Source organism: Paractinoplanes polyasparticus (assembly GCF_019710575.1).
Taxonomy (GTDB): domain Bacteria; phylum Actinomycetota; class Actinomycetes; order Mycobacteriales; family Micromonosporaceae; genus Actinoplanes; species Actinoplanes polyasparticus.
The window spans coordinates 737,762-758,352 of record NZ_JAHWFK010000001.1 but is presented as its reverse complement, the minus strand read 5'-3'; the positions used below and the strand labels follow the sequence as shown (position 1 = coordinate 758,352).

Below are 20,591 nucleotides of genomic sequence, written 5' to 3'. Positions count from 1 at the left end.
GACGGTAACCAATCGAGAGGTTCACCCCTGTCCTTGATCTGCCAACCATCGACAGGCGGAACGTGAATGAATTAGACAGGCCAGGAAGCCGTGGACAGCATGTCGCAGCGGACCGTCCCGTCGGCGGGAAACACCCAGTAGGAACACGTCACAACTCGGCCGTCAGCAGTCATCGTTCCGGGGATTGCGCCGAAGAAATAGCTTCGGTCACTCAGTGTGTATTCCAGCCGGACGCCGGCAAACGGGTCGACCTCGCGCGAGCGGATCCAGTCCCGGACGGCGCGAAGGGCGGGCAAGCTGGGCTGGTACTCGCGAACCCAGCGTTTCACTGGATCTTCGAACGCCAGCGCCAGCCACGCTCTTTCGCCGTCAGGCACGCGAGCCGCCGAGTTGCTCATCGAAGAACGCCCATAGCCGGTCATTGCTGGCCGGATCTGGCGGTCCTGCGGCTCGAAGTCGCTCTTCGGCGCCGGCGGTCAACTCGGCGACCTTCTCGCGGGTGAACCACACTTCGCCCTCATCGTGGGGCTCGTCGCGGAAGTAGTCACGCATCCACTCGTTTCGGATTCGGACGCTTCCGCCCGGGTCCCGGGTGGCGTTGGCGGTCTTCCATGGCGTTTCGCCGTGGGTCAGGTGCATTAGGTCTGGGCCGGTCAGTTCGCCATAGCGGCTGACGACGTAGTCAACGATGTTGAGCTGCCCGCCGGCGAGCGGGCGCCGCGGAGGTGGGGCGTCGCCGTTCTTCTCGGCAGTCCAGAGGGCACCGACGACCGGACCCTTGTCCCAGGCCAGCACAGACTCGGCGAACAGGGGTTCGCCGGCTGCGGCCAAGTGGTGGGCTTGGGTGTAGTAGAGCAGCTTGTGCAGCTTCAGCCCCGTGAGCCCTGGCAGGCGTTCACGCAGGACAGCAGCAACGTCGTGCGCGGAAACGGTCATGGTCGCAGAGTAACCCGCGGGTACGACGTTTTCGACGTGCACACGATCAGTCATCGTTGCTGCTCGCCTGGATGAACTCAACATGTCGAGTCCTGCAATCACACGTTGCTGAACCTTCCTGGTAGATCGACGCCTTGCGGTGGTGGGCAGCAGCGCATCTCAAGCCCTGCTCCCTCCGCTCCTCTCGATCGGCCACTAGCAGCCTGCGAGCCTGCGCCACGGCCTCCTCGGGGGTGTTGCCGAATGCCATGTCGGTGATGGTTCGCGGATACTCCCCGTCGAAGATCACCATCTCCGGCTCGGAACCGGCATCGAAGTCGTCTACCTGGAACCGTGACACCCTCCATGCGATGACGGGGACTGGCTGATTCTGGCGCCGGATGGCCTCGTCGGGGTAGTCGTCCTGCTCCTCTTCGAAGGTGAACTCGCCGTACTCGACGGCTCCCTGCACGACCCAGAGGTTGGTGGCAGGGACAACCACGGTGTTGTCGATGTCCGCAAAGAAGGCTTGACGTCTCATCGCCTGAGATTGATCGCGTTTCCGGCGCTTCTCGGCCTGGTTGAGCCACTCTTGCCGCTTCTCCCATAGCTCAGGCTTCAGTTTGATGGCGATCACGTGGTGGATGGCTTCGTTCGTCATTGATCCTCCTGGGTTTGGCTGAGTCGACGTGGAACGTTAGTGACAGGTCGCCTCGCGCGCGTATCCCCCTGTCACAACTGTCACTTTGTCCCTACGGTCATTTGATCTAGCTGAACTTGTGACACTTAGCCGAATCTTGTGACACCTCCATATAGCCTCTGACCTGCATAAGTGACACTTGTGACACCTCAAAGGATATAAGAGTCACTGTCACAAACCCCAGAATGCATTCGTGACGCCTGTCCTCCGAAACTGTCACATGATCTAGCTTTGTGACACCTGCGGCCGGTGCGCCAGCGGCCGGTACATGCCTCGGCTCGGCGACCACAGCAGCTCCTTGTCAACGGCGCGACTCAACGTCTTGCGTACAAGATCGGCCTTGTGCTCGCCCTCGAACGTGGCGACCAGGTCGGCCGTGGAAACCGAGTGGTGAGGCGTTGGGCAGCCCGCCGTCACATAGTCGACCAGCTCGCGCATGAGCTTCCCCACCCTGCCTGCAGACGCCGTCGAGCCGGCAGCAGCCTCGGCGAGGAGATCCTCGACGCCGCGGTCCGTCTCACCTGTCCAGCGCAACCGCCCCACGCTGGTGATCTCGCCGTCCGAGGTGGGCAGTTGGTGCGAGTCGATCGTGTACGTGAGGTTCGGCAGGTCACCGACGCCAAGATTGTTCTTCGTCTGCGACACCACGCAGGTGTACTCATCCGCTTCCTTGTCGCGCCCGATCGCCACCACCGCCCGAGCAACCTCCACCCACGCGCGGGCGCCGGAGATCAGTGTCCCGACGTCGTTCGATTGGCCCTTGTTGAAGTGGACGAGGGCGCCGACGGCGAGAGCTGCCTCCTCGGCTGCTGCCGTGAGTGGCTCGAGAGCTTTTCGCAGCTCCTTGCTCTTGAAGGTGTTCAGCCGTTCGTCGACCAGCGAGATAATCGGGTCACAGAGCAGCACGGCTGCGTCAACATCGCGGGCCGCGGGGACGAGTTCACGGCAGTCACGAGGGAGAAGGACACCTCCGTATCCGTCATCCTCAAGGGCAGCGTCGATGCGGAAGACCCGGTCCATGTCGGCGCCGGCAGCAAGCATGCGCGGGGCGATCGTGTACTCCCACGAGTCCTCAGAAGCCGAATAAAGCACCGACTTAGGTGTCCCGAAATGCATGCCGGGCAATTCACCTCGGGTCACAGCGGCAGCCATCCAAGCAAGAAAGGTGCTCTTGCCGACGCCTTCCCGACCCGGAATGAGGGTGAGTGCGCCTACAGGCATGCGGTTCTCCCACACCCACTTCACGCCGCGGACGCCGAAGGCACTGGCGGGGGTGAGCCGCAGGCGCTTCTTGGAGATCTCTGGGCGGCCCTCGACTGCGGCGACAACTTTCTCCTGCAGCTCAACCGTCAGGCGCTGCACAGCGTTCAGGTCTCCAGCCGCGAGCGCGGTCGAGATTCGCACGTTGACATCGGCTACGCGCCGCGTCGACCAGGCGGCTATTACTTGACGTCGGTAGCCGGTGATCTGCTCCGCGCCTAGGTAGCCAGCCTGATGAATGCTGTTGCTCAGGTACTCGTACAGCCCGCCGGGTAAGGCCTGAAGGCGTCGATGGACATCCGGCTCGACCAGCTCCGCCAAGCACCGTTGGTGCACGTCAGGCTGCCCGACGTGCTTGAGTACCGTGCTGTAGATCGTTGCATGCGCGGCGTCGAGTAGGTGAAAGGCCGATAGCCCGTCCACGATCGCTGCGGCAACCGTGGAATTGGCGCCATCCAGCAGCCAGCCGATGATCGAGCGCTCAGCTGCGCGCAACGTCACTCCGGTTGCCTCGTCGCGCACATCCAGCGGCGACAGCTCTACATGCGTCAAAGCGCACCGCCGCAGGTCGGGGAACCGAGGCGGAGGCGCTGCGGCGGGCGACGCTCCTGGGTTACGGTCAAGGTGTTCGCTCCCGTAGGTGACTTACGTGGGCAGGACGGATGGGCCGCGGCGTGGACAGCGCTGCGGCCTTCGTCATTTCTGGGTCTTGTCGACTTCGTCTGCGACGGCGGCCAGAGCCTCGAGCAGGCAGATGTACGCCGCGAGGTGCCTCGGCCAGGGCTCGCGCGTACCTCGCTCCCACCGGCTCACGGTCATCTTCTGCACGCCGATGGCTGCAGCAACCTGCTCGAGGCTGGCGCCGGCGCGCCTTCGGATCGATCGGCGCTCGGCCGGAGGGGGCAGTCGGTTGGCGCGCAGGCGGTCGACGAGTGAATCAACGCCGTTCCGTACGGCGGGATCAGTGATGGCAACGGTCATGACCTGAGGTTACACGGCTCGACCTACAAGTCACTAGCAAGTTGCTACAAGTTGTGGCAGACTCAGGTTATGCCCGAGACGATCTACGCCCTGCCCGACACACCCCAGCCGACAGGCTCTGGGTGCGCTCCCGCACGGGCGCGGACCGCCAACCAACCAGGCCAGAAGCCGTGGGTGCAGATCACCCTCGGCATCGTCGCCGGCACCATCGCCAGCCTCGGCATCGTCGCCGTCACCAGTGGCGGCTTCGCACTGTCCTTCGACGCCATCCGCACCATCGCCCGGGCCGCGCACATCAACGCCGACCTCGACTGGATGCTGCCCGTCACCATCGACGGCGCCATGGCCGTCGCCTCCGTGACCGCCATCGTCATGCAGAAACTCGGCCGCACCCCCTGGTACCCATGGGTGGTCGTGCTCGCCAACGTGCTCATCAGCGTCGGCTGCAACGCCCTGCACGCCTACCAAGGTGGCGGCGAGAAGCCCCTACCCAGCGAATGGGCGATGGCCGTCTCAGCGATCCCCGCCATCAACCTGGCCCTATCCCTGCACCTGCTCATCGAGCTGGTCATGGCCGTCGCCAACCGCGGCGAGAAGAAGGCCGCCGACACTCAGGCAGCGAAGAGCGGGCTGGCCCAGTTCGCACCCACCGTGATCCACGGCGGTACCCACCCGCAGCCGCAGCCGGCCACTCAGGTCGCTCGCACCCTCAGCCCCATGACCGTCGCACCCGCACTCTCACCCGCGAAGGTCAACGGCTCGCACCCGGGTTCGCTCAACGGCACCCAGCCCGCGAAGCAGGCACCTGCTCAGGTTGAGCAGCCCATCGGCTCGCACGACGAGAAGTCCCCCGCGAGCCCTCCTGCGCAGCCCGCTGCGAAGCCGATCGAGAAGCCTATTGAGCAGCCCGCAGCGAAGCCCGACCCGGCTGCGAAGCGACCCACCCACCCGCTCAGCGAGGACCCCAACCCGAGCATGCGGGCACTCGCAAAGGCGTACTCACGCAACCCTGCGAAGACGAACGCTGAGCTGGCGAAACTCGCCAAGGTGAGCGTCGGCACGGCGAACCGGTACATGCCCCAGATCCGGGCCGCGGCAGTCGACTCTGCGAACGCTGACGCCGACGAGGAGCGCGCCCTAAGCCCTCTCAATGACCTGCCCACCAACGGCGCCAAGACCCTCGCACTGGCAGGCATCAGTGCCCACCCAATCTCGGAGGAGAACCGATGAACAAGCACGCCTGGCGCGGCGGTCATATCCGGATCGCAGCACTCCTCGCGATCGGTGTTATCGGACTAGCTGCCCATCTCTACGAGTGGCGCTTCAACGGTGGGCCGGAGTTCAGCTGGTTCCTGATGGCCCCAATTGGCGCCCTGGTCTTGGTGGTCCTGCTGCTGAACCTTCTCCACAAACTCGAGCACCTCAGCAACGACAAGGAGCGCGCCTCATGACCACGCCCGACCGCCGCCCGCTCACCAAGAGCCAGGCCCTCGCCCGCTACCTGACCGCTGTCGTCGGCCTCGGGATCACCGCCTACGGGGCTATCAGCAGCAGCCCGGAAAGCCAGCTCGCGTGGATGTTGCTCCTGACCGCCCTGGTCGGCGCCGCCGTGACGGCGGCCTGGCTGGCCAGGCCCCTACTGACCGGAATGGACACCACCCGATGACCACCCTCGACCACCGCCCGGCCACCGCGGTCAGGACTGAGATCGGTGAGATCTCACCCGGTCCCATCGTCTACATGATCCCCGTGAACGCGTGGATCCCGTGGGCCGACCGGGCCACCGGCGCAGCAGCCGGCACCTGGCTTGCCGCAGGGGTCACCGTCCTGGAAACCCCAGCTCACGGCATGTGGGCCACGGCCACCGGCATCGCCATGACCCTGCTGTTCGCGTTCGCTCTCGCCGGGCGTGAGCTGCGGCAGAAGCACCCGACCCGGTTCGAGAGGGCGTCGTGACCTGGACAAACACCAAACGCGCCCGTAGTAAAGCCGAACGACGCCGAGATCACCACGAGGACCGGATCAAGACGGCTGACACGAGCCGCAAGAAGCTGTCCGCCGCCTGCGGGTGGCTGATCGCCGAGGCGTGGCAGGCCGGCCTGACCGCCGAGATCCACGCCTGGGTCCTCGAGAAAGTCCACGAACTACGGAAGGAGGCAACCAACCGTGAACACGCAGAGTGAAGTGAGATCTCAGATGACCGAGGGGGTCCGGATCGCGGACAGCCCGGCGGTGCGCGCGGGGGCGCGCGCGAGTTTAAAGGTCACCGACGGTGAGATCAAGCGCGGTGACCGTGCCCGGCAGGCGTTCACCTCATGGTGGCTGCTGACCGCCGAACCGATGACCTTGCGCGCCTTGTGGACCGCCTCCGGCGTGGACCGCAAACGCGTCCCCCTCAACAACGCCCTGCTGCGCGGGCTGTGGCACGTGTCGAACTGGACCGACCGGCTCGCCATGTTCGCCCTGCTCGCCATCACCCCGACATTCCTGACCGGGCCGCTGCGCTGGTGCGCGGTCCGGCCCACCCGCCGCTACGGCGCCTACCTCACCCTCGCGGCCCTCACCGGGCTCTACCTGTACGGAAGGAAGTACTGACCATGTTCGGAATCGGAGCCCGGTTCGGCCTGCTGCTCATCGCCGCCGCCGTGCTGTTCGCCGCCCACCGCACCCACAAGTCATCCAAGAAGTCCGCCAAGAACGTCGCCGTTGTCATGGCGTTCGCCGCCGGCCTGGCGTTCCTCGCCACATTCGTCGGGGACTGGATGCAGTCCGCGTCGTGGCTCGGCGTCGCCGCCCTGATCGTCTGCGCGTGCATCATCGCCGTGGACTGGTTCATCGACAAGAAGCCGGACAAGCCCGTCTTCTGGGCGGCGTTCGCCCTCGGCTTTGCGATCGTGCTGGGCGCGGCGAATCTCGACGACGCCGGCCGGCTGATCCAGAACGGCGGCAGTGAGGTTTCGAGCCAGCTGTCGCAGATGGGCAAGTAGCCGTGGAGTTCCTCGTCTGCTGCGTGTTCGCCTACTGGCTGGTCAAACACATCCCGCAAATCGCGGGGGAGACGGCCGAGGCGATCGCAGCAGCCTGGAACGGACAGGAATCCCCGGCGTTGAAAGCCCGTCGTGACCGCCTCGACGCCGCCGGGATCGACCCGGCACACGGTGGGGCGTTCGGCCAATGGTGGGGAAACCTGTGGCGTGACTTCTGGCTCGACCAGGACAAAGCCCGCGGTCGGCGCCGCGACCAGAAGCCGCACGGCGACGGTGAAAGCGGCAAGCAGTCATGGTTCGACAAAGTCCGTGACTGGTTCGATGACGAGGTCGACCGGCGCAACCGCAAGTGGCGAACGCGGCGCGCCGGCCACGGGTTCGACGACGAGAAGTTTGGCTCCAACGCTGACGACTACGACTCGGATAGCGGCGGATACCGCCACGGACCCGAACCGGGCGAAGCCCATCCGCTGTTCGGCGAAGACGAGGAGACGCCTCGGCCCGAAGGCGATCAGGAACCCACCCCTCGCCCCGAACCGGACGCCTTCAACCCCGACACCAGCACCTGGCCCGACCCCGAACCGAACAGCCCACCACAGCCCGACCCCCAGACCAGCACCGAACCAGTACATGTGCCCTCCACCGTCGGAGAGCCCGTACCAGACAGCACTGCTCACCCCGCCGCCGAACTGGAAGGAACCACCATGAGCCAAGCCGTCAGCACGAACGGGACCGCCGTCACCGGCGTCGTCTCCGGCGCCGCCGAAGCCCGCGCCATCCAGCGCTACCTCGAGCAGGCCACCGCTGCCTACGACGGTGCGATGGCGCAGGCCCGCAAGCGCATCCACGCCCTTGGGGAACAGACCGTCGGCGTCGTGCAGCTGGCCACCAAGTCTGACGTGGTCGACGCGACCGCGCAGGCCGCCGAGTCGATCGCCGCGGCGCAGGCCGGCGCGAACACCTGCAAGGCGGAGACCATCCCGCTGCTAGGCCTGGTGGCCCGCCACTTCGACCGCCGCAACAGTTAACCGCCACCCACCACACGACGATCGGGAAGGAAAGCAGATGGCAGCGTCGACTGCGCAGCGCCCAGCGGCGCCGCCTCCCACCAAGCCGCCCGCCGGTGCGGCGAAAATGTCGCGCATCTACCTCGACGACAAGGGGATCCCGCAGAGGTCGGTGACCCCGGTTCCGGTTGACGAGAATGAGCGTCGCACCGCGCACGTTCTGCACCAGTGCCCGCACATGAAGACCGTCAACGGTGGCGGGAAGGAGCGTTGCGCCACCAAGGAGTGGCTGCTACCTGAGGCCACTAAGCCGTTCTGCCAGTCCCACGGCAAGCAGCTGGAACCGGAGAAGGCAGGGCCGTCCGGCCTTGAGCTGACCGCGAGGGAAGCGCTGCGCCTGCATGGCCGATCGGCCGCCCCGTGGCTGATCCCTACCGCCGGTGCCCTTTTTGACGTTGCTGCCCACACGTCCGGGCTGGGTTTGGAAACCGGCCTGTCGGCGCCGCTGCTCGCCGCGGGCACCTACGTTGTCGCCAAGCGCACCCTGACCTCACGCGCGCTCAAGCGTGGGCGAATCGAGCGCGGCCAGAAAGCCGGTAAGCGCATCGACGCCTTGAAGCGGCAGGCCCGCGGGTACGCGCTGGGCGCCGGTGAGGCCGGCCTGTGGGCCACCATGCTGGCCGCCACCGACGCCACCACCCTGCCGGGCCTGATCGTTGCCGGGCTGGGGATGACCCGCTGGGCGTTCGCTTCCCGCACGTGGTGGAACAGTGCCGAGCAGCGGCGCAACCGCGGCGCCGACGTGACCGTCCACGTTCCCGCCACCTCTGCCGAAGGCGCAACAGTGCAAGCGCCGGACCCGGTGAAGCTGCGCGCCGTCACCACCTGGGCCACCCTGATCGGCTGCGCCGGTGGCCCGCTCGCCGGCACCGAACTCGTCGACTTCCAGCGGCTACCTGCTTGCGAAGTGAAAGCGTCCGAACGGACGCTGCTGCCGAACTGGTCGGCGAAGGTCGCGGCGAAGGTTGAGGGCTCCATCAACATGCGCGAGCCCCGCCCGAACCTGCTCGGACGTATCGCCGCCGCTTACCGGTGCACGTACGCCGACGTGTCGTTCTCCGCCGACGAATCCGACCTGTCGATCGGCTGGCTGCGCGTGCAGCCCGACAACCCGCTGGCCGAGACCCGGCTGTGGACCGGCCCGGCCGCCTCCGACTGGAAGCGTGGCACGTCGGTCATCGGCCGGTTCGACGACGGTCAGCTGATGTCCTACCAGTGGTGGACGAAGACTGGTGCCGCCCACGACCTGATCTCCGGTTGCACTGGTTCCGGCAAGTCGGAGCTGGTCGCCCAGCTGATCCTGGCGTCGCTGCACTCCAACGGGCTGGTCCTGGACTGGGTTGGTGACCCGCAGGGCGGCCAGTCGTACGGCGCGCTCAAGGATCAGGTGGACTGGTTCGCCCGGGACAAGTCCGAGATCAAGCTGATGCTGCTGGCCGCGGTCAAGGAGATGCATCGCCGCAACGACGAACTGTCCCGGCAGAACATCAAAACCTGGTTCGCGACCCTGGCCATGCCGCTGCTGGTCATCACCTTGGACGAGGTCCAGTCGTACATCGACGACCCGGACATCCTCGCCCTGGTGGAAATGCTCGTCGGTCAGGCTCGCAAGTGCGGCATCAAGATGCGCCTGATCACCCAGGTTCCGGCGGCTTACAACCTGGGCGGCTCCACGTACATCAAGGAGCAGTTGAAGGCCGGCCAGACGCTGATCTTCCGCGCGATGACTGACATCGCCGGCCGGTCCGCGGTCGACGGTGACGTCCCGGTCGACCCGACGATGCTGCCCCTGGCCTGGGGTAAGAACACGTGCGCGGCGGGGGAGACCACCGCCGGGCTGATGTTCCTGCAGGGCTTGAACGGCCGGGACGTGTACGGCCGCGCCGACTACACGGGCGAGAAGATGGAGAAGTGGCTGGTCAACCCGGCTGGCGACCCGTCGGTGTGCCCTGGCCAGTTCAGCGCGGAGGCGCAGGAGGAGTCCGGGGTTCTGTGGGGCGACCGCAAGGAACGGGCGATGCGCCTGCTGCAGCAGGGGCGCAGCGACGCCGACATCCTCCCCGGCGGCCGGGCGCTGGAGCTCATTGAGCAGGCCTCCACAACGGTTGCCGTAGACACGGCCGGCCAGCAGTCCGCGGCGCCGCCTGCCTCGAGCACGGCGCGGGACAAGGTTTTAGCTGCCTGCCGCGACCTGACGATCGAGAAAGGTTCGGCGGAGAAGGGCGCTGTCGTGGACAGGCTGAAGGGCGAGGTGGCGGCGAACACGGTCAGCACCTACCTCAGCGATCTGATCGCTGACGGCGCGATCCGGCGGGTGGCGAAAGGCGTGTACGAGGTACCCGACGCCGCTCGTCAGCAGCCACTGCCGCTGGAGGTGCAGGGGTGAGGTCAGGGCTTGGTTTGGCGTTGAATCCACAGGCGGAGTTCGCCCCCGTGAGGGGCGTTACTGAAGATCCGCCAGCTGCGACGCCGGACCACTCCAGCAAAGAGCGGCTTGTCGGGGTTGTAGTCGCGTTCGCCGACGAACAGTTCGTCGCCGATCATGGGCGCGCCGAGGGTGGTGTCGATGGTGTACTTGCCGTCGATCTCACGATCGGGCTGGTCAACGTCGTACACGGTCACCTTCATGACCACATGGTGACGGATCGAGCACGGCGGGTCCAGTCGTGACCGCGACGATGCCCCCGCGCACTGACCTGCGCTGGGGCCAGATTTACGGCATCGACGTCATCGATCACGACTCGTGGATGGCAGGCGCACCGGTGATCGTGGATGGCGACTACGTCGGCCAGTCCCGGCAGAAGCGCCGCGCCCGGGAGAACCAGCACCGCGACTCGCAGGCCTTCGCCGACCTGATCGTCGGATCACCTCGGGTGCTGTGGGAGGGCTGGTGCACCGACACCGAGCTCGACGAGATGGAACGCCGGTTCATCCAGGACGTTCCGCTCGAGCAGCGCCCCCGCCTGAACTACCTGCTGAACGAGGACAACCCGCACCGGATCCCGAAGTACACGTTGAAGGAGCAGCGCCACGCCCGTGATGACCGCCGCGGCGAGCCGCATTGGGAGCCGACCGAGTATCAGCCGCAGGCGTACGGCTACCGTTCGCAGCCAGCCGTGCGGGTTCGCCAGGCGTGGAAGCCGTGGCAGAAGCACCTGCTGGGCTGGCCGGTCGGCTGGCTGCTGTCGACGATCGCGGGCTGGGTCGGCTTGGTGGTCAAGTTCGACTTCACTACCTGGTGGCATCCGCTTGCGACCGCAGCGGCAGGGCTGCCTTCCCTGATCGTTGTTGTCCTGCTGGGCTGGCTGTTGGTGCGTTCCCTCACGTCGAAGCCGAAGCGGCGCAGGTCGAAGAGGAAACGTCGATGACCGCCCTCGACACCCGCACAACCTGCCCAGCGTGGTGCGCCCTGGCCCGGCATGAGCCGATCCAGGACCGGCACGTCTCGAAGGTGCTGCGGGTCGGGAACCGGTACGCCGGCAAAGGGGAACTGGGCGTGTTCCTGGAGCAGCACACCGGCGGCCCCACCTACCTGGCGTTGAGCATCGCCCACATGGGCGTCGCCCACCTGCAACTCGACCTCGACCAAGGCGTGCAGGCCCGGGATGCGCTGACTGAACTGCTCGACCTGGCCGGCACTGACGCCTAACCCTTACCGGGTACGCCGATCATCCGAGGCGGACCACGGGACGGTCTCGGTACCGTCGCAGTCGGTCCCCTGGAACGGGCTCAATAGAAAAAGGCGCCGCCCCTCGCATTGAGGGGCGGCGCTTTGCGTTCAGGCGGTCGTCGGGTCAGGCCGTGAATCGGGTCCGGCGGCGTCGCACAGCGATCAGCAGGATGATGCCGCCGGCAAGCAGGACCACCGCACCACCGGCAATAACCATCCCGGCGGGCCCGGTCACTGGCAGGCCGCCACCCTCAGATCCGGAACCGCCACCCTCGCCTGGCGCCGCAGTGACGGCCGGCGGCGTACTGGTGGCCGTGGCGCTCGGGCTGACACTCGCGCTCGAGCTCGCCGACGGGGACACCGACGTGGACACGCTGGCACTGGGCGACGGGCTGGCCGAGGCGCTGGTCGACACCGACGGCGACGGGGTCGGGCTGCTCGAGCTCTTCGTCGGCTCGGGCTTCGGCTTGCACGTCAGGTCGTACGTGAACCCGCGGAAGCTCACCGAGGACACGACCGTGGTCACAGTCCCGGGCGGGCTGTTGGTGTAGCCGACCCCGAACGACACCACCTGGTGGGACTTCTTGATCGGCGGCATGTCGACCAGCAGGTCCGGGTCGGCGTTCTCGTAGAATTGTCCGCCGGTCGTCATTTCCCACTTGGCCGTGGCCGTGTTCCAGCGCAGGGTGGCGTAGGTGCCCGGACCGGAGTTGACCTCGACGCTGAAGAACGAGTCCTGGTCCGGCTTGGGTGAGGCCACGTACGTGCCCGGCTTCAGATCCTTGGTGTTCAGGCCGGTGGTCTCGCGGTGGATCAGCTGGTTGCCTTTGAACTCCAGCCCGTCCTTGGTGGGGGTGGGCTTACGGTGCGCCTCGTCGGGTTCGTTGACGTACCAGCCGCGGGGGCAGTCACCGAGGCTGGGCACCGGTGGGGTGGTGGCGTAGACGGCCGGCGCCGCGAGGGCGACACCCAGCACCGCGGCGAGGGCGACGATCGTTGTCTTTCGCACGTTCAGGAACTCCCTAGTCGTTTGCATCGCGCCGAACCCTGCCGCATTCATCGGCCGGGGTCAGTCACGCAGTCGAGTGGTAAACGCAGAGAACCGCCCTACTCCGGCAGCTGGCGGGCCGCACGGAGTAGGGCGGTGACGCCGGTCGGCGCACACTGGGGGCAGGGACGCGGACCGGCGAATCTATGTGCGCGCCGAGTCAGGCGCCGGGCTTCGACTTCACACCGGAATTGATCGCCGACTGCTGAATGTCGGTGTGGCGGAGCAGGCCGAAGTAGAAGACGACCGCGATGCCGAAGTTGATGATGACGGTGTAGGCCACCCGCAGGAACTCGAACGCCTCAGCCGACTCGACGGCGCCGATCCAGGCCTCGAGGAAAGCTTTCACCGCGGCCATGGCCAGCAGCACGAGGCCTTTCTTGAACGCCGACCAGTTCGACCGCATCAGCACCGCGGCGAGCAGCGGCAGGATCACCGTCAGGGCCAGCGACAGAACGCCGGCTAGTGACGGCTCGAACAGGTAGGTGGGCAGCGACGGGAAAACGATCGAGTCCATGGATGCTCCTTGCAGGGTGAATGCCGCCGCAAGGGCGGAGGATTTGAACTTTGATCTGCGAAACCTGAAAAGCGGCGGCACGTTTTCAAGCCGAAGTTGTCGTACCGCTCAGGTAAGAAAAAGCATGCAGCGCATCGACTTGGCGGAGTCACCGCACACCGTGACCCGATGGTGGGTGCGAGGTGAACGCGGCGAACTCGGCCACGCCGTCATCGGCCTCGGCCGGCTTGCCGATCAGCGCTGGTTCGTGGCGAAAGCCGAACACGGCACCAACATGGCGTGGCTCGCCCGCGACGAACGGCACGGCTGCGAAGTGATCCAGGCCTGGATCAACCGTCGCGGGGGAGTGAAGATGTGGCCCGAGATCACCGGCAAGGCGGTAGATCGGGCGCCCGCCTGAGACAATCGAGGCCCGCGACGGCCGCTCAAGAAGAGGGCGGCTGTTGCGCTGTCAGTCGAAATGCACCGGCGGCGGATCCGGAAACGACGGCAGATGCTGGCGCAGCGCAGCGACAGCGTCGTTGTCCCACATGGCATGCGAAGCGAACGCGGTCCTGACCGCCCGCAGCTGCTCCCGGTTCTCCCCGACCTGGGAGGAGAGTTCCTTCATCTGCTCCTCGCGGCGGGTGTCCCGCTCGATGAACTCTGCCCGCTGATCGGCCATCATCGACTTGATCTCGGCGATCAACGAGCGTGCTGTGGCAACCTCCACCGAGACTGTCTCCGCTTCCGCTTTACGGGACTCGGCAACCGTCTTCGATGTGGTGGCCTCGTCGAGCCGGCGGCTCATGCGCTTAACTACGACGGTGGCGCCCGCAGCGATCAACGCGGCGATCACTGCTCCCAGCACGGTCGGCAACCACGTCTGCCATGAGGGCGGCCCGGGCGGGGCGTCGCCGGCCCACCACATCACCGGCGCGCCTTCCGACGGGCTCGCCGGATCCGCAGCAACGTCAGCAAGTGGATCACCATGACTGACGACAAGTGCAGGTAAACCCCGTGGCTGTACGGCGCCGGCTTCGGGGTGCCAGGCGGGAACCCGCCGGTCAGCCACCACAGCAGCCCGCCACCGAACGAGATCGCAATCGTCAGATACCACGTCAGCAGCAGGCACAGGCCCAAGATTTCCCACCCTGCGCTGCGACGCCACGTCGAGACGGCAAGAACCACCCCACCGAGGAAAAGTAGGCATCCCAGGCTTTCCGGCGCCCCCGGAATGTAGCGAATCAACACCCACGCCGCGCCGGCCAGTTGCTCCGGCCCGACGAACGCGAACAACGGCCCGATGTACAGGGCGGCCAGAGCGTGCAGGTGCAGAAGCCCGATCCGGTTCCGTTCGGACCGTTTCACCGTGGCGTCGGATCTCTGCAAGTGCAGGTCCAGGTCGTCGAGGGTGCGGGCGAGCGCGTTGATGGCGTCTTCGCCGTTCATCGCCGGCCTCCGTGACGACGACCTTGTGCCTCCTTCAGCATGTGACGGAAGCCAAGGATGAATCCCCACGTGCAAGCCGCTTGGACCACATGCCAGATCGTCCAGAACGTGAGCCATCCGCCTGGCTGGTGGGTCATGCCGAACGCCATCCACCCATGAGATCCGGCGCATCCGGCGAAGAAGCCTGCCGCGCAGCCGGTCACGAGCCTGGTCAACGGCAGGTAGGGCAGGACGAGGAACGGGACGGCGATGTACCCGGCGACGATGACGATGTTGGCGGCGGAGAAGAGGGCCGTGAGTGCCCCGCTGTCGTGGTGCATGGCAGGCCCCCGTGGTGCTGGAAGGTGCAGGGCTTAGCTACGGGCCGGGCTCGAGGTCAACGAACACAGCTACTTGTCCTGGTTGGCGGGGAACCGCTCGATCGCGGTGCCGGCCTTGACTGCTTCGGTGATCTCCGCTCCGAACAGGTTTCGGGCGGTGTCGGACCAAGGCGGCCGTACGTCGGTGCGGGTCCGGGTCCACATCGCCTCGGCGATCTCGGAGGCCGTGGGCAGCGAAGCGGCCAGCCCGTCGACTGCGGTCTTGACCTGCTTGGCGATCTCGGCGGCAATCCACTTCTTGTCGTCGGCGTTCAGCACGTCTTCCTCCTGCTCAAGCAGCCCCCAGGGCCGCGTGCTTTGCTCGGACGCGGTGTCGTATCGCGCCGAGAAGTGGGCGTGGTGATCGTGCGGGGAAGCGCCGCTGTAAGCGCGGGCCGTCCACCCCCACGAGCGGGACCAGATCTTGCGGTTCCAGATGACGTTCTGCAGCCGGTTGTCGAGCCCCAGCCGGTGCCGGGTGACGATGATCTGCACAGCCCGGTCCATCGTCCAGCCGGGTTTCCGCAGGTCGGAGTCGACGTCGATGGCGTGCACCTCGTTGACGCGGTCGGCATCGCGATCACGCAGTACCGTCGACTGCTCGTCGGGGGTGTGGTCGCTGCTCGACGTGTGGTTGCTGTCCCCAATCGCGCCGTCTGTTGATCGGTCACGGCCGGGCGCAAGCGCGTTGAACTCTCCGCGCAGCGAGACCAGACAGGGCACAAGAATCCAGCTGGCCATGTCACCCCCAGGTGAAGTCGGTCGAGCGGGCACGCCAATCCAGCTACGCTGCTGGCGGGGGCGCGGAAGCGAGTCGGTCTAATCGCGCGATGACAGGACCGGCGACGTGAAAGCTCTGGGGCCGGACAGTGGCGCAGGACGCTGCGACATGATCCGGACGCCGGTTAGTAGCCGACCCCCGACCAAACTTGAGCGGCCCGTTTGCACCACCGGGAAATCGTCAGTCCGGATGGCACCAGTCGGAGAAATCGCCGATCAGGGCGAGAGTGGCGTTCCGGCCGAGGTGGGAGGACCGCTCAGTATGCCGAAGGCTCTCCGGTCAGCATCCAATTGCGCAGCACCGGAAGGCTCTCGATCAGGTTGCCGACCTGCTCAACGTCGAGGCTGACGGTGGACTCCTGGCCTTCGCTGTCGACCACTGTGAGGTTTAGCTGGCCGCGGTCCGCGACCATGCTCAGCCGCTCGCGAGTCCGGCGGATCAGCACACCGTTGTTGGTCTGGTGCAGGTGATGGTGAACCCCGAAGTAGACGCGGTCCTCGATCGTCGCGGTCATGCCTACTCCTTCGTCTTGTCCCAGCCGTCGTCGACCGGATCCCCGGATAGCGCCTCATCGGTGTCGCCCAGCTTCACTTCGTCGAGCATGTCCGAGCTCAGCGGGAGGCGATCCCAGTCGATCGCCCGCTCACCGGTCTGGCGGCCCTCCGGATAGATCAGGCTGTTGTCGTGGTCAAGGCACAGGACGAACGAGCCGGACGAGTCGCGCTGGTACATCCACGCCAGGCCGTTGGCCCTATCGGTGGCGATGAAACCGCCCGGTGACGTGACCGTGACCCGCTTACCGTCGAGGGGCCCGCCGACGCACAGGCCGGTGGCCTCAGCCATGCCGGCCGCCGTCCGGGTCGAGGAACGGGCGCGGCACGCTCGGGTCGTAGCTGCCTTGGACGGCGTTGAGCCGGTCGATCTCCAGTTGCTGCACCCTCACCAGCGCTCGCAAACTCGAGACCTCGAATTCCAGAGGCCAGTCCTGCTTCATCTGGGCGAGCAGGTCGTCGCTGTCCAGGTTCACTGATACCTCCGAGCAGGTTGGTGGGTGTCCCGGGCTGCGCTCAAGGATCGTGACTTCGCGCGAGCGCACCTGTGCGGGCCGCCGTCGCAGGCTGCCCGGGACACGACTACAGGGCAGGCTTGGTGTACTCGTCGCCGGCGAGCGCCTGCCACAGCTCGTCGTCGGTCGCGGCCTCGAGATCGGGCCGCAGGAACGTGGCCACGTACGCAACCTCGGCCATCGGGTTGGCCAAGTCCTCGACGGTTTCGGGACCGGCGTACACGTGCACGGTGCCGATCTCGTATTCGATGTAGCTCGTGCCGAAATGGAGCAGCACATGCCGGTCTTCGCCGTCCATCTGCCAGCGCCCGGCGCCGGCCTGAACCCATCCCATGACGCCTCCTAGAGCGGTCGCAGGTACATGCACTCGAACATCGAACTGAAGGTGCCGCCCACGTTTGTGGACAGCGACGCCGAGACTGCCCGGCCTTGCTGGGCGAACAGCTCGAAGTAGTCCGTGGTGCCGTTGGCGGCGATGATCGCCGCCGCGTTGATCGACCGGGTCGTGGCGGCGGTGGTGCCGACCAGCAGGGTGCGCTGGCGGGCGGCCACGGAGCCGTTCTTGCCGATGCCCGCGTGGTAGGAGATGAGGTTGTCGGCGTTGCCCCACCACACCACTCCGTACAGCTGGTAGTAGCCGGCAACCGTCGGGGTGACCCGGCTGGTGTTGGAGCTGGTGTCGTGGAAGCCGTGAGTGTCGATGTCCTCGCTGCCCGCGCCGAACGTCAGAGCCGTGTCGGCCGTGTTCGGGATCGACTGCGCGGCCTGTTGGATCAGCCGCACGAGTGGACGTTGCAGGGTGAGCGTGACCAGGGTGTTGAAGTCTGAGGCGAACAGCTTGCCGCCGGTGGCGACCACGAGACCGCCTCCTTTCGGGGACGGTCAGAGGGTCAGAGGCCGATAGTGCCGGAGTCCGTGGACTTGATGCGGATCTGCGCGCCTGCCCCGTGGTCTTTGACAACACCGTTAACAGACCGGACGACGGTGGCGGTCTGCAGCAGGTTCGGGGCGGTGCCGCTGACCGCGCCCATGGCGGTGACGGTCAGATCTTCGCCCTCGACGGTGATCGGATATGGGACTTCTGCCGTCGACCACACATCACCGGGCAAGGCGGTCTTGAACACCCACGACGTCTGCGTGGCGTCCCGCGCCGCGTTCAGCGTCGTCGAGCTCGAGTCGGCCACCGACGTGTCCCAGATCCCGACGTCCCACACCTCAGCCGGCGACGTGTCCAGGGTGACCGTCCAGTCGACCCCGCCACCGGAGCGGGCGCCGAACCGTTCGGTGATCCCGTCGATGACCTGGTCGATGACGCCGACCCCGGCGATGGTGGGCTGGTTGAGGCGCTGAACCCTGCTGCCGAAGGTACACAGCAGCCAGTCGTCGACCAGGTCCGGGTTGGCGTGCAACTCCAAGGTCATGCCCGGGTAGTGGGGGCCGGAGCCGTCCACGTTCAGATGGGTCCGCCACTGGGCGTGCGGCTGACAGTCCCAGTCGTACAGCAGATCCAAGGTCTTCTTGTCCGACACGGTGCCGCGCCGGTCGCGAAGCTCCTTGTCCGCCGCCGCGACCGCTTGGCTGCCGTTGCGCCGTTCGATCGTCCAGTAGTTCGGACCCCGGTTGCCGAGCTGCGGCACCAGCACGTCTTTCGGATCAGTCCCACCCGTGCGGCGGTAGGTGGCCATGTCCACGCTCAACGCCACCGGGGCGTTGTAGCGGGCCGACCGGGGCAGCCAGGCGTAGCCGAACGCATCCTCGAACAGGACCCCACCGCTCTCGGCTTCGGCCGCATCCGTCGACAGGTCAACGAAGCCGCCCTCCTGCTGCGCGTTCAACAGGGTGACCGCCGACGGGTCCGGGTCGGCCACCAGCCGAAACGGGATGTCCTCCTCGACCCGGGCCAGCCGATCCAACCGCAGATGCAACGGCTCCTGATACCAGGCGCGGTCGGCGCGCAACGGAATCGGCCCGTTGTAGTAGTACGGCAGGATCGACCCGGTCGTGGTGCGGATCGCCAAATGGCCCACCATGAACCGGATACCCATCACCGTGGTCGACCCGGTCGTGTTCACCCGCCCCGGGTTGACCGTGATCCGGGTCGGCTGGGTGCACGTCCCCGCAATCGACCCCGACACATACGGGAAAGCGTTGATCAGCAAGGTGACGTCGATGTTGCCGCCGCTCTGTTCCGCGATCACCTCGTAGGTGAGCATCCCGGCGTAGGCGTCAGCCAGCACTGCCACATCGGTCGCCGTGCCCGCAGCGTCGTTGAACGCCCGCACCATGTGCCCGGTGTTGGTGGCCAACAGTGCCCAGCGGGAAATGCTCGACGACGGGGTGGACCACTCCAGGATGCGAATCTCAGTGACCCCTGGGACGTCCCGCGCCCACAGATCGGCCGTGACCGACACACCCCACGACCCGGCCGCACCCGGCAGACTCGTCGGGGCAGTCAGCTTGGCGCCGGCCGCCACCGAGCACAGGGCGGTCGACCCGTACCGGGACAGGATCACATCGTCCGGTTGGCCGGTGTCCTGCTCGAACACCACCGGGCCGGACGCGGTCATCGCCGTCCCACCCGGGAAGGCGTGCGCCGCGGTCGTGGACGCCTTCTTGTCCTCCAGCGGCCAGTAGTCCACCGGCGGCAGGGCGTGGTACTTCTCGATGCTGCGGCGGAACGGCGACAGCGGGTCGGCGGTCCGGCGCTCGAGCCTGGACCCGATCCCGCCGATCTCGACCTGCACCACCGAATGGGTGGTGCCGTCCGGCAGCGGCCGGAAACTGGGGCGGACGTCGGCGATGAACCCTTCGATCCGCGGATATTTCGGCTGCGACACGTCCAGGTCGTCGACCGTGACCACGTTCGGCAGGGTGTTGGAGTTGGCTGACAGCACCCACGACGCCATCTGCAGGTACACGCCCGCGGATTGCGGGCCGCCCAAGGTGGTCGAGTCGATCGTCCACGTGGTCGGCTCCGAGCCGGCGGCCAGCCACGCCCGGCATTGCAGCCGGCTACCGACCCAGCGGATCCGCACCCGGATCTGCGTACCACCGGCATAGGTCAGGCCGGGCACGGTGACGGTGGTGTCGGCCGAGTAAACCCCACCGGTGATCGAATAGACGCGGAGCTTGACGACTCCGCCGGTGTCGAACATCAGCATCGGCCACAACTGGTTCTGCGCTCCGGCGTCCGTGCGTAGGGTCGGCCCGACGGTGATCGCCGCTCCGGTGGCCACCGTGGTCAGGCTGGTCGTGAACGTCACGTCAACGTCGCGGGCCGTGCATGCGATCCGGGCGGTGCGGATGGTGTTGGTCGCCGAGTGGGAGAACCGGGCCGTCCCGCCCGACACGGACAACCCGTTCGTCAATGTCCACGCCTGACCACTGTCGGCGGTGCCCCACCCGGACGCCACGGTCCGGCCGAAGCTGTCGGACACGTACGGTGCGGTGCGGGTGCGGATGGAGAAGTCCATCGGCGTACCCAGGTCGACGAAGGGCCACCACGGGGAGGTCACCAGCTCGGGGGTGAGCGCCCCGTCGTCGTTGAGCAGGAGGATCCCCGACGCGGACGCCGTCTTGCGGGTGCCCTGGCCGACGACCAGACCCCGGGAGACGGTGATCTGCGACGACGTGACCAGCCGCGAACTCAGGTCGGTGAACGCCCACGACAGAGGATCGGCGGTCAGGTCAGCACCGAACGCCGCCCGCAGGGTCACCTCGAGGTCGCCGGAGTCGGGCCAGTCGCCCACGGTGCCCCCGCTCGAACTCGACGACGACAACAAGCCGGGGATCAGGACGGGCATGACTCA

30 protein-coding genes are annotated in these 20,591 nt (G+C 66.7%); 12 read left to right on the top strand and 18 right to left on the bottom strand.

The annotated features are described in order from the left end of the window. Positions 1-71: 71 nt before the first annotated feature. From KXC43_RS03790 to KXC43_RS03770, 5 genes are all read right to left on the bottom strand, one after another. A complete protein-coding gene (locus KXC43_RS03790) occupies positions 72-398 on the bottom strand; it encodes a hypothetical protein (RefSeq protein WP_221374440.1) in 327 nt (108 codons plus the stop codon). After that, a complete protein-coding gene (locus KXC43_RS03785) occupies positions 370-936 on the bottom strand; it encodes a Panacea domain-containing protein (protein WP_221374439.1) in 567 nt (188 codons plus the stop codon). Before KXC43_RS03785 ends, KXC43_RS03790 begins: the two co-directional genes overlap by 29 nt. A gap of 46 nt (positions 937-982) precedes the next feature. Then, positions 983-1,576: a hypothetical protein gene (locus KXC43_RS03780; protein ID WP_221374438.1), complete on the bottom strand. Its 594-nt coding sequence runs from the start codon at positions 1,574-1,576 to the stop codon at positions 983-985. A 264-nt stretch (positions 1,577-1,840) separates the two neighbouring features. Next, positions 1,841-3,427 carry an AAA family ATPase gene (locus tag KXC43_RS03775; protein WP_221374437.1) on the bottom strand — a complete coding sequence of 529 codons (1,587 nt, stop codon included), beginning with the start codon at positions 3,425-3,427 and terminating at the stop codon, positions 1,841-1,843. Positions 3,428-3,571: 144 nt separating this feature from the next. Further along, positions 3,572-3,856: a helix-turn-helix domain-containing protein gene (locus KXC43_RS03770; RefSeq protein ID WP_221374436.1), complete on the bottom strand. Its 285-nt coding sequence runs from the start codon at positions 3,854-3,856 to the stop codon at positions 3,572-3,574. A gap of 174 nt (positions 3,857-4,030) precedes the next feature. Here KXC43_RS03770 and KXC43_RS03765 point away from each other — a divergent pair, with 174 nt between their 5' ends. The 9 genes from KXC43_RS03765 to KXC43_RS03725 are packed head-to-tail and all read left to right on the top strand — an operon-like array spanning position 4,031 to position 10,296. Continuing rightward, positions 4,031-5,086 (top strand): DUF2637 domain-containing protein, encoded by a 1,056-nt coding sequence (locus KXC43_RS03765; RefSeq protein ID WP_221374435.1) that lies wholly within the window; start codon positions 4,031-4,033, stop codon positions 5,084-5,086. Next, the gene (locus KXC43_RS03760) at positions 5,083-5,307 is read left to right on the top strand and encodes a hypothetical protein (protein WP_221374434.1); all 225 of its coding nucleotides are present in this window, start codon (positions 5,083-5,085) and stop codon (positions 5,305-5,307) included. The genes KXC43_RS03765 and KXC43_RS03760 overlap by 4 nt, the downstream gene beginning before the upstream one ends. Continuing rightward, positions 5,304-5,522, top strand: coding sequence for a hypothetical protein (locus KXC43_RS03755; protein ID WP_221374433.1), 219 nt, complete (start codon positions 5,304-5,306; stop codon positions 5,520-5,522). The genes KXC43_RS03760 and KXC43_RS03755 overlap by 4 nt, the downstream gene beginning before the upstream one ends. Continuing rightward, positions 5,519-5,812, top strand: a complete 294-nt coding sequence (locus KXC43_RS03750; RefSeq protein ID WP_221374432.1) for a hypothetical protein — start codon at positions 5,519-5,521, stop codon at positions 5,810-5,812. Before KXC43_RS03755 ends, KXC43_RS03750 begins: the two co-directional genes overlap by 4 nt. Beyond that, positions 5,809-6,039 carry a hypothetical protein gene (locus KXC43_RS03745; protein WP_221374431.1) on the top strand — a complete coding sequence of 77 codons (231 nt, stop codon included), beginning with the start codon at positions 5,809-5,811 and terminating at the stop codon, positions 6,037-6,039. The genes KXC43_RS03750 and KXC43_RS03745 overlap by 4 nt, the downstream gene beginning before the upstream one ends. A gap of 13 nt (positions 6,040-6,052) precedes the next feature. Then, entirely contained in the window at positions 6,053-6,451 is a 399-nt protein-coding gene (locus KXC43_RS03740) for a hypothetical protein (protein WP_221374430.1), read from the top strand. A 2-nt stretch (positions 6,452-6,453) separates the two neighbouring features. Beyond that, positions 6,454-6,843, top strand: a complete 390-nt coding sequence (locus KXC43_RS03735) for a hypothetical protein (protein WP_221374429.1) — start codon at positions 6,454-6,456, stop codon at positions 6,841-6,843. 2 nt (positions 6,844-6,845) lie between these two features. Beyond that, positions 6,846-7,871: a hypothetical protein gene (locus KXC43_RS03730; RefSeq protein ID WP_221374428.1), complete on the top strand. Its 1,026-nt coding sequence runs from the start codon at positions 6,846-6,848 to the stop codon at positions 7,869-7,871. A 37-nt stretch (positions 7,872-7,908) separates the two neighbouring features. Then, positions 7,909-10,296: a hypothetical protein gene (locus tag KXC43_RS03725; RefSeq protein WP_255643340.1), complete on the top strand. Its 2,388-nt coding sequence runs from the start codon at positions 7,909-7,911 to the stop codon at positions 10,294-10,296. Positions 10,297-10,298: 2 nt separating this feature from the next. Here KXC43_RS03725 and KXC43_RS03720 read toward each other — a convergent pair whose 3' ends face one another. Beyond that, on the bottom strand, positions 10,299-10,538 hold the full coding sequence (locus tag KXC43_RS03720) for a hypothetical protein (protein ID WP_221374427.1): 240 nt from the start codon (positions 10,536-10,538) through the stop codon (positions 10,299-10,301). Between the two features lie 38 nt (positions 10,539-10,576). On the opposite strand from KXC43_RS03720, the gene KXC43_RS03715 reads away from it, so the two are divergent. After that, entirely contained in the window at positions 10,577-11,278 is a 702-nt protein-coding gene (locus tag KXC43_RS03715; RefSeq protein WP_221374426.1) for a hypothetical protein, read from the top strand. Next, positions 11,275-11,559, top strand: a complete 285-nt coding sequence (locus KXC43_RS03710) for a hypothetical protein (RefSeq protein WP_221374425.1) — start codon at positions 11,275-11,277, stop codon at positions 11,557-11,559. The genes KXC43_RS03715 and KXC43_RS03710 overlap by 4 nt, the downstream gene beginning before the upstream one ends. A gap of 145 nt (positions 11,560-11,704) precedes the next feature. Here the strand turns inward: KXC43_RS03710 and KXC43_RS03705 are convergent, their stop codons facing one another. Together KXC43_RS03705 and KXC43_RS03700 are read right to left on the bottom strand one after the other, a co-directional pair. Beyond that, positions 11,705-12,589 (bottom strand): hypothetical protein, encoded by an 885-nt coding sequence (locus KXC43_RS03705; RefSeq protein ID WP_221374424.1) that lies wholly within the window; start codon positions 12,587-12,589, stop codon positions 11,705-11,707. A gap of 199 nt (positions 12,590-12,788) precedes the next feature. After that, the gene (locus KXC43_RS03700) at positions 12,789-13,145 is read right to left on the bottom strand and encodes a hypothetical protein (RefSeq protein WP_221374423.1); all 357 of its coding nucleotides are present in this window, start codon (positions 13,143-13,145) and stop codon (positions 12,789-12,791) included. Between the two features lie 124 nt (positions 13,146-13,269). Here KXC43_RS03700 and KXC43_RS03695 point away from each other — a divergent pair, with 124 nt between their 5' ends. Next, entirely contained in the window at positions 13,270-13,545 is a 276-nt protein-coding gene (locus tag KXC43_RS03695; protein ID WP_221374422.1) for a hypothetical protein, read from the top strand. A gap of 51 nt (positions 13,546-13,596) precedes the next feature. On the opposite strand, the gene KXC43_RS03690 is transcribed toward KXC43_RS03695, so the two are convergent. The 10 genes from KXC43_RS03690 to KXC43_RS03645 form a co-directional block, all read right to left on the bottom strand. Then, positions 13,597-14,004 (bottom strand): hypothetical protein, encoded by a 408-nt coding sequence (locus KXC43_RS03690; RefSeq protein WP_221374421.1) that lies wholly within the window; start codon positions 14,002-14,004, stop codon positions 13,597-13,599. A gap of 50 nt (positions 14,005-14,054) precedes the next feature. Further along, positions 14,055-14,576, bottom strand: a complete 522-nt coding sequence (locus KXC43_RS03685) for a hypothetical protein (protein ID WP_221374420.1) — start codon at positions 14,574-14,576, stop codon at positions 14,055-14,057. Continuing rightward, positions 14,573-14,896 (bottom strand): hypothetical protein, encoded by a 324-nt coding sequence (locus tag KXC43_RS03680; RefSeq protein ID WP_221374419.1) that lies wholly within the window; start codon positions 14,894-14,896, stop codon positions 14,573-14,575. The genes KXC43_RS03685 and KXC43_RS03680 overlap by 4 nt, the downstream gene beginning before the upstream one ends. Positions 14,897-14,965: 69 nt before the next feature. After that, a complete protein-coding gene (locus tag KXC43_RS03675) occupies positions 14,966-15,676 on the bottom strand; it encodes a hypothetical protein (RefSeq protein WP_221374418.1) in 711 nt (236 codons plus the stop codon). Positions 15,677-15,972: 296 nt separating this feature from the next. Then, on the bottom strand, positions 15,973-16,230 hold the full coding sequence (locus KXC43_RS03670) for a hypothetical protein (RefSeq protein ID WP_221374417.1): 258 nt from the start codon (positions 16,228-16,230) through the stop codon (positions 15,973-15,975). A 2-nt stretch (positions 16,231-16,232) separates the two neighbouring features. Next, positions 16,233-16,559, bottom strand: a complete 327-nt coding sequence (locus KXC43_RS03665) for a hypothetical protein (RefSeq protein WP_221374416.1) — start codon at positions 16,557-16,559, stop codon at positions 16,233-16,235. Then, complete coding sequence (locus KXC43_RS03660; protein ID WP_221374415.1) at positions 16,552-16,743, bottom strand: hypothetical protein; 192 nt, start codon at positions 16,741-16,743, stop codon at positions 16,552-16,554. Before KXC43_RS03660 ends, KXC43_RS03665 begins: the two co-directional genes overlap by 8 nt. A gap of 106 nt (positions 16,744-16,849) precedes the next feature. Further along, positions 16,850-17,116, bottom strand: a complete 267-nt coding sequence (locus KXC43_RS03655) for a hypothetical protein (protein ID WP_221374414.1) — start codon at positions 17,114-17,116, stop codon at positions 16,850-16,852. 8 nt (positions 17,117-17,124) lie between these two features. Further along, a complete protein-coding gene (locus tag KXC43_RS03650) occupies positions 17,125-17,640 on the bottom strand; it encodes a hypothetical protein (RefSeq protein ID WP_221374413.1) in 516 nt (171 codons plus the stop codon). Between the two features lie 32 nt (positions 17,641-17,672). Continuing rightward, positions 17,673-20,585, bottom strand: coding sequence for a hypothetical protein (locus KXC43_RS03645; protein WP_221374412.1), 2,913 nt, complete (start codon positions 20,583-20,585; stop codon positions 17,673-17,675). Positions 20,586-20,591: the final 6 nt, after the last annotated feature.

Excerpts from the sequence above, each read along its gene's own strand:
- KXC43_RS03790 (WP_221374440.1), bottom strand. The coding sequence starts at position 398 with ATGAGCAACTCGGCGGCTCGCGTGCCTGACGGCGAAAGAGCGTGGCTG.
- KXC43_RS03785 (WP_221374439.1), bottom strand. The coding sequence starts at position 936 with ATGACCGTTTCCGCGCACGACGTTGCTGCTGTCCTGCGTGAACGCCTG.
- KXC43_RS03780 (WP_221374438.1), bottom strand. The coding sequence starts at position 1,576 with ATGACGAACGAAGCCATCCACCACGTGATCGCCATCAAACTGAAGCCT.
- KXC43_RS03770 (WP_221374436.1), bottom strand. The coding sequence starts at position 3,856 with ATGACCGTTGCCATCACTGATCCCGCCGTACGGAACGGCGTTGATTCA.
- KXC43_RS03760 (WP_221374434.1), top strand. The coding sequence starts at position 5,083 with ATGAACAAGCACGCCTGGCGCGGCGGTCATATCCGGATCGCAGCACTC.
- KXC43_RS03755 (WP_221374433.1), top strand. The coding sequence starts at position 5,304 with ATGACCACGCCCGACCGCCGCCCGCTCACCAAGAGCCAGGCCCTCGCC.
- KXC43_RS03750 (WP_221374432.1), top strand. The coding sequence starts at position 5,519 with ATGACCACCCTCGACCACCGCCCGGCCACCGCGGTCAGGACTGAGATC.
- KXC43_RS03740 (WP_221374430.1), top strand. The coding sequence starts at position 6,053 with ATGACCGAGGGGGTCCGGATCGCGGACAGCCCGGCGGTGCGCGCGGGG.
- KXC43_RS03735 (WP_221374429.1), top strand. The coding sequence starts at position 6,454 with ATGTTCGGAATCGGAGCCCGGTTCGGCCTGCTGCTCATCGCCGCCGCC.
- KXC43_RS03725 (WP_255643340.1), top strand. The coding sequence starts at position 7,909 with ATGGCAGCGTCGACTGCGCAGCGCCCAGCGGCGCCGCCTCCCACCAAG.
- KXC43_RS03720 (WP_221374427.1), bottom strand. The coding sequence starts at position 10,538 with ATGAAGGTGACCGTGTACGACGTTGACCAGCCCGATCGTGAGATCGAC.
- KXC43_RS03710 (WP_221374425.1), top strand. The coding sequence starts at position 11,275 with ATGACCGCCCTCGACACCCGCACAACCTGCCCAGCGTGGTGCGCCCTG.
- KXC43_RS03700 (WP_221374423.1), bottom strand. The coding sequence starts at position 13,145 with ATGGACTCGATCGTTTTCCCGTCGCTGCCCACCTACCTGTTCGAGCCG.
- KXC43_RS03695 (WP_221374422.1), top strand. The coding sequence starts at position 13,270 with ATGCAGCGCATCGACTTGGCGGAGTCACCGCACACCGTGACCCGATGG.
- KXC43_RS03685 (WP_221374420.1), bottom strand. The coding sequence starts at position 14,576 with ATGAACGGCGAAGACGCCATCAACGCGCTCGCCCGCACCCTCGACGAC.
- KXC43_RS03680 (WP_221374419.1), bottom strand. The coding sequence starts at position 14,896 with ATGCACCACGACAGCGGGGCACTCACGGCCCTCTTCTCCGCCGCCAAC.
- KXC43_RS03675 (WP_221374418.1), bottom strand. The coding sequence starts at position 15,676 with ATGGCCAGCTGGATTCTTGTGCCCTGTCTGGTCTCGCTGCGCGGAGAG.
- KXC43_RS03670 (WP_221374417.1), bottom strand. The coding sequence starts at position 16,230 with ATGACCGCGACGATCGAGGACCGCGTCTACTTCGGGGTTCACCATCAC.
- KXC43_RS03665 (WP_221374416.1), bottom strand. The coding sequence starts at position 16,559 with ATGGCTGAGGCCACCGGCCTGTGCGTCGGCGGGCCCCTCGACGGTAAG.
- KXC43_RS03655 (WP_221374414.1), bottom strand. The coding sequence starts at position 17,116 with ATGGGATGGGTTCAGGCCGGCGCCGGGCGCTGGCAGATGGACGGCGAA.
- KXC43_RS03645 (WP_221374412.1), bottom strand. The coding sequence starts at position 20,585 with ATGCCCGTCCTGATCCCCGGCTTGTTGTCGTCGTCGAGTTCGAGCGGG.